Annotated in this window: 12 protein-coding genes and 1 pseudogene; 12 read left to right on the top strand and 1 reads right to left on the bottom strand. The window is 61.7% G+C overall.

The genetic code is table 11. The features are described from left to right. Nucleotides 1–134 precede the first annotated feature (134 nt). A pseudogene (locus G8E03_RS10905) lies at nt 135–1,631 on the bottom strand (Hint domain-containing protein); the annotation flags it as partial. Nucleotides 1,632–1,784: 153 nt separating this feature from the next. Between G8E03_RS10905 and pyrH the strand changes: the two are divergent. The 12 genes from pyrH to lpxB all read left to right on the top strand — a co-directional run bounded on the left by pyrH (nt 1,785) and on the right by lpxB (nt 13,447). Further along, nucleotides 1,785–2,513, top strand: coding sequence for a UMP kinase (gene pyrH / locus G8E03_RS10900; protein ID WP_166191622.1), 729 nt, complete (start codon nt 1,785–1,787; stop codon nt 2,511–2,513). A 15-nt stretch (nt 2,514–2,528) separates the two neighbouring features. After that, nucleotides 2,529–3,092, top strand: a complete 564-nt coding sequence (gene frr, locus G8E03_RS10895) for a ribosome recycling factor (RefSeq protein WP_166191619.1) — start codon at nt 2,529–2,531, stop codon at nt 3,090–3,092. Between the two features lie 64 nt (nt 3,093–3,156). Then, on the top strand, nt 3,157–3,882 hold the full coding sequence (gene uppS, locus G8E03_RS10890) for a polyprenyl diphosphate synthase (RefSeq protein ID WP_166191616.1): 726 nt from the start codon (nt 3,157–3,159) through the stop codon (nt 3,880–3,882). A gap of 38 nt (nt 3,883–3,920) precedes the next feature. Next, nucleotides 3,921–4,694, top strand: a complete 774-nt coding sequence (locus G8E03_RS10885; RefSeq protein WP_166191613.1) for a phosphatidate cytidylyltransferase — start codon at nt 3,921–3,923, stop codon at nt 4,692–4,694. Next, complete coding sequence (gene dxr / locus G8E03_RS10880) at nt 4,688–5,848, top strand: 1-deoxy-D-xylulose-5-phosphate reductoisomerase (RefSeq protein WP_166191610.1); 1,161 nt, start codon at nt 4,688–4,690, stop codon at nt 5,846–5,848. Before G8E03_RS10885 ends, dxr begins: the two co-directional genes overlap by 7 nt. 12 nt (nt 5,849–5,860) lie before the next feature. Further along, entirely contained in the window at nt 5,861–7,195 is a 1,335-nt protein-coding gene (gene rseP, locus G8E03_RS10875; RefSeq protein WP_166191607.1) for an RIP metalloprotease RseP, read from the top strand. Nucleotides 7,196–7,244: 49 nt separating this feature from the next. Beyond that, on the top strand, nt 7,245–9,593 hold the full coding sequence (gene bamA, locus G8E03_RS10870; protein WP_166191604.1) for an outer membrane protein assembly factor BamA: 2,349 nt from the start codon (nt 7,245–7,247) through the stop codon (nt 9,591–9,593). Further along, nucleotides 9,593–10,150 (top strand): OmpH/Skp family outer membrane protein, encoded by a 558-nt coding sequence (locus G8E03_RS10865; RefSeq protein WP_166191601.1) that lies wholly within the window; start codon nt 9,593–9,595, stop codon nt 10,148–10,150. The genes bamA and G8E03_RS10865 overlap by 1 nt, the downstream gene beginning before the upstream one ends. 93 nt (nt 10,151–10,243) lie before the next feature. After that, entirely contained in the window at nt 10,244–10,660 is a 417-nt protein-coding gene (gene fabZ, locus G8E03_RS10860; protein WP_430693245.1) for a 3-hydroxyacyl-ACP dehydratase FabZ, read from the top strand. Then, on the top strand, nt 10,660–11,460 hold the full coding sequence (gene lpxA / locus G8E03_RS10855) for an acyl-ACP--UDP-N-acetylglucosamine O-acyltransferase (RefSeq protein WP_166191595.1): 801 nt from the start codon (nt 10,660–10,662) through the stop codon (nt 11,458–11,460). The genes fabZ and lpxA overlap by 1 nt, the downstream gene beginning before the upstream one ends. Beyond that, a complete protein-coding gene (locus G8E03_RS10850) occupies nt 11,457–12,278 on the top strand; it encodes an LpxI family protein (RefSeq protein WP_166191592.1) in 822 nt (273 codons plus the stop codon). Before lpxA ends, G8E03_RS10850 begins: the two co-directional genes overlap by 4 nt. Further along, nucleotides 12,275–13,447, top strand: a complete 1,173-nt coding sequence (gene lpxB / locus G8E03_RS10845; protein WP_166191589.1) for a lipid-A-disaccharide synthase — start codon at nt 12,275–12,277, stop codon at nt 13,445–13,447. Before G8E03_RS10850 ends, lpxB begins: the two co-directional genes overlap by 4 nt. Nucleotides 13,448–13,497: the final 50 nt, after the last annotated feature.

The raw sequence follows: 13,497 nt of genomic DNA, 5'->3' as shown, positions 1-13,497 counted from the left end.
TCCATCCGAATGTTGGGGAACAGGCGCATCAACTCGGTTCTCGTCGGATCGTCCAGAGTGCTCATGGCCACCGGGCCAGGGTGGAAGCTCTCCGACCAGGTTCCGGCCGCAAGCACCAGTTCGTGTTGGTCAAACAGGAAATGCACATAGGTAACGCCGTCGTCGGCAGGGGCCCAATCCACCGCAAATCCGTCTATCAACGTACAAGCGGGGACCAGCATTTCACGCTTGTCGAACCAGGGGGCAGGCGTCGGCACGAGTATCCTGTGCTGTGGAGATACGATCAGTGTCCGATCAGGCATCCCGCGACCCAGGGCATGGGCCCGAATGCGCACGGGGCGCATGGAGGGATCATCCGCGATTTCCTTTGCGCTGACATGGCGCGACGCAACCCAGCGTATAGGCTGCAAGCCGCGATCCGCCGTGCAGAGTAAATCGCCGGCTTTCAGTTCATCGACCCGCCGCAGGCCCGTCGGGGTGGAGATCAGCGTACTCGCGGCGAAGCAGATCACACCGGTATTGTCCGTTGTCAGATCGTCACCGGAGATGCCGGAAATGACCAGTCCGCCTGCACCTTGCAAGATGCCGTCATCGTTCTGATCGTCGCGAAGGTCCGATAGCTGAGTGTAGAACTCGGTCAGGTCGACGAAATCGTTATTGGTCGGGTCGTCATCGTCGATGTCGCCGCCGGTGGCGAAATTGAAATCGGTAATGGTATCGGCCGTTCCGTCCGCCACGAAGATGTCGAAGCCGTCACCGCCGGTCAAAGTGTCAGTGCCGGCGCCGCCGTTTAATGTGTCATTCCCACCGCCGCCGGACAGGGAGTCGTTGTCCGCACCGCCCGTCAGGCTGTCATTCCCCTGATCACCTGCCAGCGTATCCGCACCGCTACCCCCGATGATGACGTCATTCCCATCGCCACCAAAGATCAGATCGCCGCCGCCGTCACCGAACAACGTATCGTTGCCAGTGCCACCGAACAGCGTGTCGTTGCCGCTGCCGCCCAGCAACATGTCGGCACCCGCGCCACCGCTGAGGGAATCGTCGTCTTCCTGTCCGCTCAGGCTGTCGTTGCCATCTCCCCCGATCAGTGTATCGTCGCCGGCATTTCCGTTCAGAGTGTCGTTTCCCGCGCCGCCGAGGATGCTGTCATTACCACCCTCACCGCTGACATCATCGTTGCCATCGCCCGCGGTTATGGTGTCGTTGCCGGATGTAACGCCATCCAGACCCGTTACCGTTTCATCATGGCTGTCCAGATCGGTATAGGTGACGGAGGACGGATTGCTGGCGTTGCTGACCTCGTATGTATGACCGGCCGGGGGGCTGTCACCCTCGAAGACATAGTAGCGGGTGGAACCGTCGCGGAATTCGTAGAATACATAGTCGGTCGTATCGATGCCATTGGTATTGCGTAGCGTGAATGTATCGCGGAACCGCGTTGTTTTGAAAGAATTGTCAATATACGCATCGAAGGACCTATTGAACTGGACACTGGAGTCCAGATCACTGACCACAAACTCGACATCAGGGGGACCGGACAGGGTGACGACATCGCCATTTCTGACGTTGCTGCCTCCGTTCCCGATACTCGTCCGAGTATAGGCTGACAATGCGTATAAATTCGCCATGCTGGACCTGTCCCTGCACGCTGATCGCGTGTCTTCGGACCTTTTAGCATGTCATATTCCCGATAACACCTGCTGCGTGATAAAGTGTTTAACGATTGATTGCAGGCGCGTTTCGGGGCAGTGTCCGCGCGAACCGAACATCAGGAGAATTGAATGCCCGATACGGCACCGACCCCCAATTACGCGCGCGTCATGCTGAAGATTTCGGGCGAGGCGCTGATGGGCGATCAGGGGTTCGGTCTGCACCCCCCCACGGTTGAACGTGTTGCCCGTCAGGTGGAGGAGTTGCACCGGCTGGGTGTCGAGGTCTGCATGGTGATTGGCGGCGGCAACATCTTTCGCGGGTTGCAAGGCTCCGCGCAGGGGATGGAGCGGACGACCGCAGACTATATGGGGATGCTGGCCACGGTGATGAACGCGCTGGCGATGCAGTCTGCGCTGGAGGCGTTGAAGGTCAACACCCGCGTCATCTCAGCCATTCCGATGGATCAGGTGTGCGAACCCTATATTCGCCGCCGTGCCGTGCGACATCTGGAAAAGAAGCGGGTCTGCATTTTTGCGGCTGGTACAGGCAATCCCTATTTCACCACGGACACCGCCGCGACCCTGCGTGCGAACGAGATGAAATGTCAGGCGATTTTCAAGGGGACGCAGGTCGATGGCATTTATGACAGCGATCCGAAAACGAATCCCGACGCCGTGCGTTACGAAAAAGTGAGCTATGATGAGGTTCTGGCCAAGAACCTCAAGGTAATGGATGCCAGCGCCATCGCACTGGCCCGCGACAACAAGTTGCCCATCGTGGTATTTTCCCTCGCAGCACCCGGCGGATTGGCCGGGGTCTTGAGCGGACAGGGAAAATTCACCATGGTGACGGAATAAGACAGGGGAATACCGATGTCCGACGAGATCGATATCGACATTGATGCACTTACGAAACGCATGGACGGTGCGTTGACCAGCCTGCGCGGCGACTTCGCCAGCTTGCGCACCGGACGCGCGTCTGCCTCCATGCTCGACGTGGTGCAGGTGGATGCCTATGGCGCGATGACACCGATCAATCAGGTGGCCACGATCAACGTGCCAGAGCCGCGCATGGTGACAGTCAACGTCTGGGACAAGTCGCTGGTCGGCGCGGTGGACAAGGCGATCCGCAATGCGGGCATCGGCATCAACCCGGTGATGGATGGTACGACACTGCGTTTGCCGATCCCCGAGTTGAACGAGGAGCGCCGCCGGGATTTGGCCAAGGTTGCGGGCACCTATGCCGAGAATGCCCGCGTCGCCGTACGCAACGTGCGCCGCGACGGAATGGATCAGATCAAGAAGGGCAAGGCCAACGGCATGCCCGAGGATGATCAGAAGGTCTATTCCGATGAGATCGAGGACATCACAAAGTCACATATCGCCAAGATCGACGCCGCGCTGGAAAGCAAGCAGGAAGAGATCATGCAGGTGTAAGGCTACGCAGATGTAAGGCCGTGCTGACCCGACTTCCCATCCCGAACTCCGTCGGAGGACCGACATGACCAGCAAGAGACCTCGCAATGTGGCCATCATCATGGATGGCAACGGTCGTTGGGCTGTCCGGCGGGGCTTGCCTCGGGTTGCGGGTCACAAGAAGGGCGTCCAGCGGGTGCGTGAGATCGTATCCGCCTGTCCCGAGCTGGAGGTGACGACGCTTACGCTCTATGCGTTTTCCACGGAGAACTGGAAACGTCCGGTGATTGAGGTTGCCGCCCTGATGCGGTTGTTTCGCATCTATCTTCGCATGGAGGCGGTCGCTCTGGAACAGAATGGCGTGCGCGTCCGCTTCATCGGGGAACGTTCCGCTCTCGCCTCTGACATTCAGGCGATGATGCGGGGGTTGGAGGCGCGAACTGCGGATAACGATGTCCTGACGCTTCAGATCGCGCTGAACTACGGTGGCCGGGATGAGATCGTTCGCGCCACCCAAAAGATCGCTGCGTCGGTTTCGAGCGGCGATATGGCGATCGAGCAGATCACACAAGACAGCTTCGCCGCCGCGCTGGATACTGGTGAGATCGAGGATCCTGAACTCGTGATCCGCACCAGCGGGGAATACCGCACTTCGAATTTTCTGCCATGGCAGGCGGCATATGCGGAATATGCTTTCATTCCCGAATGCTGGCCGGATTTTACCGCCGCGATATTCGGTCAACTTCTCGATGAGTTCGGAACGCGGGAACGCCGTTTCGGCGCGGTTGAGGCACAGGGCGGTAACGTTTGAGTACGTCATCTTCCAAATTCGCGGACCTTCGGGTTCGATTGATCTCCGCTCTCGTGCTGGCAGTGGTGGCACTGCTCGTCTTTTTGTTCGGCGGGTTGTGGAGCGCGTCTCTGCTGGCCATCGGAACCGGTGCGATGGTTTGGGAATGGCGTGAAATGGTTGTCGGTCAGGGGCAGGGATTGCGAGCGCCCGGCGTGCTGATGATCGCCGCCGCCGCCCTTGCCGTTATCGTGGCGGATCTGTGGATGCCCGTCGCCGGTTTTGCTGTTCTGGCCATCGGAACCGCAATCGGTGCGGTGTTGGAGCGGGCAAGCCTGCGCTTCGTCGTGACTGGAACCCTGTATATCGGCGCCGCGATGATCTGTATCGAGGCGCTGCGCAACGATTTCCGGTTCGGCTTCCTCGCTGTGCTGTGGCTGGTCCTCGTGGTGATCGCGGTCGATGTCGGCGGCTATTTCGGCGGACGCGTGTTCGGTGGCCCGAAGCTGTGGCCCCGCGTCAGCCCCAAGAAGACCTGGGCCGGCTTGATTGGCAGCGTCGTGTGCGCCCAGTTGATTGGATTGATTTTCGCGCTGGCGGTAGGGTTGAGCTATCCGGCGGAGGTCGCCTTGATGTCCGCGCTGGTGGCCCTGGTGGCGGTCGGCGGCGATCTGATCGAAAGCTCGGCCAAGCGGTTCTTCGGCGTCAAGGATTCCAGCCGTCTGATGCCCGGACATGGCGGTATCCTGGACCGTCTGGACGGATTGATGGCGGCCGCGCTGGTCGTGGCGGCGGTCAGCTTCGTGCGCGGGCAGAGCATTTTCCTGTGGTAAAAAGGCGGATCAGCGTCCTGGGGGCGACAGGGTCCATCGGCACCAGCACTCTCGATCTGCTGGATCGGGCAGGTGGGGCAGAGCGGTTCGAGGTTGTGGCCCTGACCGGCGCGCGCAATATCGCCGGTCTCGCGCAAGCGGCTCGGCGGTTGCGCGCGAAGGTTGCGGTCACGGCGGATCCCGCGCGACTGGGCGACTTGCGCGACGCGCTGGCCGGCAGTGACGTGCGGGCCGAAGCAGGACCGGAAGCGTTGCTGGACGCCGCGGCGGAGCCTGCGGACTGGACCATGAGCGCGATTGTTGGCGCGGCGGGACTGGCCCCCACCATGCGGGCCGCGGCGAATGGCGGCACGCTGGCGCTGGCCAACAAGGAAAGCCTCGTCTGTGCCGGGCGTCTGCTGCTGGATGAATGCGCCCGAGCGCGCACCACTCTGCTGCCCGCGGACAGTGAGCATAGCGCCATTTTCCAGTGCCTGCGGGGGGAGCGTCTGGCCGAGGTCGAGCGGGTGATCATCACCGCCTCAGGCGGGCCGTTCCGCGATTTTACCCGCGACCAGATGCAGGACGTAACGCCCGAAGAGGCGATGGCGCATCCCAACTGGGACATGGGGGCGGCAATCTCCATCGACTCCGCCAGCATGTTTAACAAGGCCCTGGAACTGATTGAGGCGAAATACCTTTTCGATTTGCAGGCTCATCAGATCGAGGTGTTGGTGCACCGTCAATCCATCGTACATTCGATGGTGGGGTTCACCGATGGGTCGATCATGGCGCAGATGGGTCCGCCCGACATGCGCGGGGCCATCGGATATGCGCTGAACTATCCCGACCGGCCCGACCTGCCGGTGGAGCGCGTGGATTTCGCGAAGCTGGCAACGCTCGATTTTGCGGCCCCCGACCCGGACCGTTTTCCCGCTCTGCGCCTGGCCGAACGTGTGCTGGCGGCGGGCGGGCTGGCGGGCACCGTCCTGAACGCGGCGAAGGAGGAGGCGATGCACGGTTTCCTTGCGCGGCGCGTCGGATTTCTATCTATGGCTGATCTTGTTGAGGGGGCACTGGATGCCTTACCTTGCGAGGGTGAGCCGGGCGATCTGTCCTCCGTGTTGGAGATGGACGCAGCCGCGCGGAGCCACGTGCGTGAACAGATCAGTTGAGGACGGCGTTTCATGATCGAGCTTATTTCGAACATCCCCCTGATCGGTGGCTTTCTGGCGACGGTTCTGCCCTTCGTCGTGGTCATCGGCATCGTCGTGTTCATCCATGAATTCGGGCATTACATTGTCGGCCGCTGGTGCGGCATCCATGCCGAGGTGTTCAGTCTGGGCTTCGGCAAGGAGCTGTATGCCCGGACAGACAGTCGCGGCACACGCTGGCGGATTGGTGCGCTGCCGCTGGGCGGTTATGTCAAGTTTCTGGGGGATGCGGACGGTTCCAGCAGACCGGACCGCAATTCGGTCGAGGGGATGGACGCGGCGACGCTAGCGCGCAGTTTTCCCGGGGCCGCATTGTGGAAACGGGCTCTGACCGTGCTGGCGGGCCCGGTAGCGAACTTCATCCTGACCATCGTGATCTATGTCGGTCTGATCTTCTGGTCGGGCGTGGCTGTCGATGAGGCCCGGATCGGAGAGATTCCGGCCTCCGTCGCGGGGGAAACGCCGCTGATGCAGGGCGATCTGGTAACGGCGGTGAATGGTGAGCCGGTTGCGACCTTCGGTGATCTGGCTCGGGCCGTCAGTGAGAGCACGGCCCCGGTGGAACTGGATGTCATACGCGACGGGCAGGACCTGTCGCTGGACGTGGCGAACCTGCGCCCCCCCTATGTGGCCGGTGTGCGTCCGCTTTCGGCGGCCAGTCGGGCCGGTATCCGCGCGGGCGATCTGCTGTTGACGGCGGACGGACAGGATCTGCCCGACATTACCCGGCTTCAGGAAATCGTGCAGGGGTCCGAGGGCGAACCGCTGGAGATAGTGCTGCGCCGCGATGCGCAAACCCTGACGTTGGAGATGATCCCGACGGAGGAAGACGTGCCGCAGCCCGACGGATCGTTCGCACGGCAGGTCATCATCGGGGTCAGTGTCTCCACCTATCTGCAACCGCAGGTCCGTGCGGCAGGTCCGGTGGAGGCTGTGACCCTCGCGGTGGACCGGACTGTCAGTATCGTGACCGGCACCTTTGACGGGATCGGCCAGATGATTTCGGGCAATGTCAGCCCGACCAATTTGCAGGGCCCGGTGGGAATCGCCCAGGTTTCGGGTGAGACTGCGGGCCAGGGTCTGACGAATTTCATCATGTTGATCGCATTGATTTCTACAGCGATCGGGTTGATGAACCTGTTCCCGATTCCGGTCCTGGACGGCGGGCACCTTGTTTTCTATGCGATCGAGGCGGTCACGGGTCGTGTGCCGAGCGGTAAGTGGGTCGATTTCGCGATGGCGCTCGGCCTCGCTATGGTGTTGTCCCTGATGCTTTTCGCGACGTATAACGACATTACACGTTTGTAGGCGCATCGACGCCGCAAAGCAGAACACACCTGACAAAGAGGCGGGTCACATGCGCTCCATCACCACGAAGATCGTTATGCGGGGCACGCGCGCCGCTCTTCTTGCCTGCGTTGCGAGCGCAGCCCTGTTCGCGGCCCCCGTGGCGGCGCAGCAGATACCGGGCAGCTTCGTGCTGTCGGATGTGCAGGTCGAGGGCAACCGCAGGATCGAGGCGGAGACTGTGCGCGTCTATACCGATCTGGACCCCGGCGAAACGGTGACCCCCGCCCGCCTGAACGCGGCGGTTCAGGCGCTCTATGCCACGGGATTGTTCGAGGACGCGCAGATTCTGGTCGAAGGAAACTCCCTGCGGATCGTCGTCGTGGAAAACCCGTCGATCAACGTGATCGCGTTCGAGGGCAACGACATCATCAGCGATGAGATGTTGAACCAGAACATCGAGATCCGCCCGCGTCTGGCCTATAACCGTGCCGCGGTCGAGGCAGACGCCGCGATCATCATCGACATCTACCGTTCCGTCGGGCGGTTCGGCGCGCAGGTCAACCCCGTCATCATCGAGCGGCCGGACAACCGCGTGGATGTGGTGTTCGAGATTTTCGAAGGCGACGTGACCGAGATCGAGCGGATCACCTTCGTCGGCAACGAGGTCTTCTCGGACGGTGATTTGCAGGATGTGATCGTCAGCCGCGAGGCCGGTCTGCTGTCGCAATTCTTCAGCAACGACACCTACGACCCCGGCAAGGTCCGCCTGGATGAGGAATTGCTGCGCCAGTTCTATTTGGAGAATGGCTTCGCGGAATTCGAGGTGGAAAGCTCCGTCGTCGAACTGTCCGCGGACCGGCAGGGATTCTTCCTGACCTATACCGTGACGGAGGGGCCGCGCTATACCTTTGGCGAGCTGTTCGTCGATCCACTGGTGGACGGACTGGAAGCGGCGGATTTCGACGGCACCATTCCGGCGCGGCCCGGGGACGGCTTCGACCAGCGTGTGGTGGACGACGCCATCGAGAATATTCTTGAGATCACCGGCCAAATGGGCTTCGCCTTCGCCAATGTCGTTCCGCGTGTGCGCCAGAATGTCGAGGAGCGGACCGTGGACGTCGCGTTCGAGATCGTGGACGGCGACCGTGTCTTCGTCGAGCGGATCGACATCAGCGGCAACACCGCGACGCTGGACCGTGTGATCCGGCGCGAATTCGATCTGATCGAAGGGGATGCCTTCAACGCCTCCTCCGTGCGTGAGACAGCCGACCGTCTGCGCGGCACCGGCTATTTCGGTGACGTGTCGGTGGAAGTTCAGGAAGGCTCCGCCCCTGATCGCGCCGTGATTGAAACCGTGGTCGAGGAACGCCTGACCGGTTCCGTGAATTTCGGTCTGGCATATTCTTCCGCCTCGGGTGTAGGGGGATCGGTCGCGCTCTCGGAAAACAACTTCCTTGGCCGGGGTCAGTATGCCGCCATCGAATTCTCGACCGGAACGGATGAGAGCGTCTATAGCCTGGCGTTCACCGAGCCGCGCTTTCTGGATCGGGAGGTCGCCGCAGGGTTTGATCTCTATTTCCGCGAGGTCGATCGCGACACGTCGAATTTCGATGAGACGAATATCGGGTTCGATCCGCGCGTGACCTTCCCCGTCAGCGACAACGGCACGTTGCAGCTGCGCTATCGAATTTCGCAGGATGAGATCGAGGCAAACGATTCTGTCGATGTTTCCCCCGCAATCATAGCGGATGAGGGGTCGGCGCTGACCTCCTCCATCGGATTTACCTATCGCTATGATCGGCGTAACAGCACCGCGGCTCCGACGGATGGCTATGTTCTGACCTTCACCGGCGATCTGGCGGGACTGGGCGGCGATGCGCAATATCTCAAGGCGACAGCGACGGGGCGGTACTATCAAAGCTTCCGCAACGACGATATCGTCACGTTCATCGAGGGTGAGGTCGGCGCACTGGCATCCGACTCCGATGGCTCGCGCATTACGGACCGGTTCTTCCTCGGCGGTGCCAACTTCCGTGGTTTCCAGTCCGGTGGTTTCGGTCCGCGTGATCTCGACACCACGGGTGCCACTTCGGTCGATTCCGCGCTCGGCGGCAATTATTATGCCGTCGTTCGGGCGCAGGCTTCGTTCCCGCTTGGCTTGCCCGAGGAAGTCGGATTGTTCGGCGGCGTCTTTGCCAACGCCGGGTCGTTATGGGGCCTGAACGATACGACATTCACCGACACACGCGGCACGTATACCATCGACGACAGTGCGGAAGTGCGGGCAGCGGTCGGCGTTTCGTTGTTCTGGGACAGCCCCATCGGCGCGCTCCGTATCGACTACGCCAACGCTGTCAAGACTGTCGAAGGCGATGACGAGGAGACGTTCCGTCTGACAGGCGGTCGTCGCTTCTGATGCGCTTACATGCGCTGATCCTCGCGTTGTTTCTGGCGCTGCCGGTGGGCGGCGTCGCAGCGCAGGAGCAGCTACGCATACCGCCGCAGATCCTGGTAGTGGATCCCCGCGCCGTGTTGGAGCAATCCGAGGCGGGTCGGGAGGTGCTGGCCCTCAATCACGCCCAGCGTGTCGCCTTGCAGGCCGAGGCGGACGCGGTATCGGAACAGTTCGAGAAGGATGAATTGGAGCTTGCTGCCCGGCGACCGCTGCTGACCCGCGAAGCGTTTGCCGAACTCGCGGAGGATTTCGACAGAAGGGTGCGCGCCGCACGTTCTGAACAGGACGCGAAGGCGGAGGACCTGATCGAGGAGATCGAGGCGCGTGAGCGTGCTTTCATCGAGGGCCTGAACCCGATCTATGCCGAAATACTCAATGAGATCGGCGGCGCCGCCGTCATTGACCTGCGCAGCGTCATCCTCGCCGATGCGCGCCTGAATATCACGCAGGAGGTGATCCGCCGTCTCGACAGTCGATCGGACAGCCCATCGGTTGACCCTGAGCAACCTGCCGAATAATCCTTTCACCATCCCATGTCGAAAAGGAACATACCGGTGACTGAGCAGACCAACCCGTTCAAGCCCACCGCCGATCTGGCGGAGATCAAGCGGATGATTCCGCACCGTTATCCGTTCCTTCTGATAGACGCTGTGCGCGATATGGTTGAGGGAAAATTCGCCATCGGCATCAAGAACGTAACCGCCAACGAACCGCATTTCGAGGGCCATTTCCCGCAGGAGGCCGTCATGCCCGGCGTGCTTCAGATCGAGGCGCTGGCGCAAACCTCGGCCGTACTCGTCTCCGCCTCTCTGGGTTTGATCGACAAGAATGCGCTGGTCTATTTCATGACGGTGGATGAGTGTCGTTTTCGCCGCAAGGTCGTGCCGGGCGACGTGCTGGAGTTGCAGGTCACCACGATCCGCGGGCGGGGCAAGGTCTGGAAATTCAAGGGTGAGGCCCGCGTCAACGGTGAGATCGCGACGGAATGCGTCTTTGCCGCGATGATCGTTCCTCCCGAGGAAGGCTGATGGCCATTGCCCCCGACGCCACGATTCATCCCACCTCGATCATCGAGGAGGGCGCAACCATCGGCTCACAATGTGTGATCGGTCCATTTTGTGTGATCGGGCCCGAGGTGGTGCTGGGCGAGCGTGTGCATCTGTTCTCGCACGTCGTGGTGGCCGGACTGACCGAGATCGGGGATGAGACGCGCGTCTGGCCCTTCGCGTCGATCGGGCATCAGCCGCAGGATCTGAAATTCTCGGGTGAGCGGACCAGGATTCGGATCGGCAAACGCAACATGATCCGCGAGTCGACCTCGATCAATCCGGGCACCTCGGGTGGCACCGGCATAACCATCCTCGGGGACGACAACCTGATGATGCTGGGCACGCATGTCGGCCATGACTGCAATCTGGGCAATCGGATCGTTCTCGCCAACAACGCTGCAATCGCAGGGCATTGCGTGCTGGAGGACAACGTTATCGTCGGCGGTCAGTCCGGCGTGCATCAGTTCGTTCATATCGGACAGGGCGCGATGATCGGCGCCGTCTCGATGGTTACGAAGGACGTGATCCCCTACGGCTCCATCGTGGGCAATCGGGGAAGCTTGGCTGGCCTGAACATCACCGGTTTGAAACGACGGGGTGTGGAGCGGGCGCGACTTCATGCCCTGCGGGCCGCCTATCAGGCGATATTCGTCGATGGCACGGGAACTCTGCATGAGCGGGCACGACGAACCGCCGATGATCACCCGGACAACGAGCTGGTTCAGCAGATCACAGGCTTCATTCTGTCGGAGCACGCGCGCTCTGTTGCCACGCCGTGACTGGGCCCGGCCCGGCGACGCCGCTGGGAATCATCGCCGGGCGCGGAGCATTGCCGCGACTGGTGGCGGAGGCGCGGGCGCAGGCAGGGCTGCCTTACATGATCGTCGGTCTGGACGGCTTTGTCGGGGATTGGGTTCACGACCATCCGCATGAGATTCAGGCGATTACCGCCGTCCGGCGCATCCTGAATGCCCTCGCCACGGCCGGATGTACGCATGTCACGATGGCCGGCGGCGTGGAAAGGCCCGTGGTCAATCCGCTCAAGCTCGACGGCAAGGCATTGACCTGGCTGCCAAAATTGCTACCCGCCTTGCGCAAAGGGGACGACGCGCTACTGCGCACCGTTCGTGGTCTGTTGGAGGCAGAGGGCCTGATCCTGATCGGCGCGGACCAGATCGTTCCACTGACCTGGGCTGAGGATGTGCCAACCCGTGCGAAGCCGAGCGCCGACAACGCCTCCGACGTGGCGAAGGCTGAGGCGATACTGGCCGCGCTGGCCGCACATGATGTCGGGCAGGGGGCGGTGGTGCACCGGGGACTTACCTTGGGCATCGAGACGCTGTTCGGCACGGATCACATGCTGGAGATGATTGGCCAGGTCCGCTCGGATCACGGTGGGGTTCTGGTCAAACGGCTCAAACAGGGACAGGACCGCGCGATTGACATGCCTGCAATTGGCCCACAAACGGTTGAAAATGCTGTCCGCGCTGGTCTGGATGGCATCGTGATCGAGGCGAATGGCGTCCTGATTCTGGACCGTGACGCGACCGTTGCGGCGGCGGATGAGGCGGGACTTTTCATATGGATCAAACCATGAAGGTATTCCTGATCGCGGGTGAACCATCGGGCGACAAGCTGGGCGCGGCGCTGATGGCTGGCCTGAAAACAGTGGTTCCCCACGTCGAGTTTCACGGCATCGGCGGCCCGCTGATGCAGGCGGAGGGGTTGGACAGCCTGTTCCCGATGGAAGAGTTGAGCGTGATGGGCCTGATCGAGGTTTTGCCGCGACTGCGCAGTCTGTTCAAGCGGCGTGACGAGGCGGCTCAGGCCGTGCTCGATCTGAGCCCGGATGCGCTTATCACCATCGACAGCCCGGATTTTTGCCTGCGCGTGGCGGCCAAGGTGCGTGAGGACCGCGCCTTGCCGGTCATTCACTATGTCGCGCCCTCGGTCTGGGTCTGGCGGCCGCGCCGCGCCGCGAAGATGGCGCGATATGTCGATCACGTGCTGGCCTTGCTGCCCTTCGAGCCGCCTTACATGCGCGCCGCCGGAATGACCTGCGATTTCGTCGGCCACCCCGTCGTGGCCGAGCCGCAACCGTCCCCCGCGCAGATGGAGGCTTTGCGTCAAGAGTTGGGCATCGCGAACGGAATACGCATTCTGGCGGTTTTGCCCGGTTCGCGCCGTGGTGAGGTTAGCCGTCTGGCGGCTCCATTCGGGGCAACGTTGGGCTTGCTTAGCCATAACGACGTGCATGTCGTCGTGCCGACGGTCGCCCATGTTCACGATCAAGTCGTGGAGGAGGTCGAAAACTGGCCCTTCCGCGCGACAATACTGAACCCGCACGGACATGCCCCGGCAGATGCACAGGCACGCAAACGGGCCTTGTTTCATATGGCCGATGCGGCGCTGGCTGCATCTGGCACCGTGGGGCTGGAATTGGCGATGGCGGGGTGCCCTTCGGTGATTGCCTACCGTATGTCCCCGATCAGTTCGTTCATCGTCAAACGGATGGTGAAGACGAAATATGTCAACCTCGTCAACGTATTGCTGCAGCGCGCAGCAGTGCCTGAGGTCTTGCTGGAGAACTGCACGCCGCAAAATATTGCAGCGGCATTGCGCCCCATTTTGGACGACCCCGCAGTCGCGGCGGCGCAGCGCAGTGATTTGGTGCAGGCGATGGCTATGCTCGGCACAGCCGAGGATGAACCTGGTATTCGCGCGGCGCGTTCCGTCGTGGCAGCGGTGGAGCGGCTGACGTCGTAGCACCGGTCGCGGAGGCTGCATGCCGCAATGGAAAAGGGGCGCCCCGAAGG

Source organism: Pontivivens nitratireducens, assembly GCF_011290545.1.
Classification (GTDB): Bacteria; Pseudomonadota; Alphaproteobacteria; order Rhodobacterales; family Rhodobacteraceae; genus Pontivivens; species Pontivivens nitratireducens.
This window is presented reverse-complemented; position numbering and strand designations above follow the sequence as displayed.